Annotated in this window: 1 rRNA gene; it reads right to left on the reverse strand. The window is 56.0% G+C overall.

Features of this window, described 5'->3' with window-relative positions:
* Positions 1–714 (reverse strand): 23S ribosomal RNA (locus GMJ66_RS20250); the annotation flags it as partial.

The raw sequence follows: 714 nt of genomic DNA on the forward strand, positions 1-714 counted from the left end.
AGTGATGGGAAGTCTCATCTTGAGGGGGGCTTCATGCTTAGATGCTTTCAGCACTTATCCTTACCATACGTAGCTACCCAGCTATGCTCCTGGCGGAACAACTGGTACACCAGCGGTATGTCCATCCCGGTCCTCTCGTACTAAGGACAGCTCCTCTCAAACTTCCAACGCCCACGACGGATAGGGACCGAACTGTCTCACGACGTTCTGAACCCAGCTCGCGTACCGCTTTAATGGGCGAACAGCCCAACCCTTGGGACCGACTACAGCCCCAGGATGCGATGAGCCGACATCGAGGTGCCAAACCTCCCCGTCGATGTGAACTCTTGGGGGAGATAAGCCTGTTATCCCCGGGGTAGCTTTTATCCGTTGAGCGATGGCCCTTCCATGCGGAACCACCGGATCACTAAGCCCGACTTTCGTCCCTGCTCGACTTGTAGGTCTCGCAGTCAAGCTCCCTTCTGCCTTTACACTCTGCGAATGATTTCCAACCATTCTGAGGGAACCTTTGGGCGCCTCCGTTACCTTTTGGGAGGCGACCGCCCCAGTCAAACTGCCCGCCTGACACTGTCTCCGAACCGGATCACGGTCCTGGGTTAGAAGGTCCATACAGCCAGGGTGGTATCCCACGGTTGCCTCCACCGAAGCTAGCGCTCCGGTTTCTAAGGCTCCCACCTATCCTGTACAAGCTGCACAGACATTCAATATCAGGCT

Origin of the sequence: Oceanobacillus salinisoli (assembly GCF_009733865.1) — a bacterium.
Taxonomy (GTDB): domain Bacteria; phylum Bacillota; class Bacilli; order Bacillales; family Amphibacillaceae; genus Oceanobacillus; species Oceanobacillus salinisoli.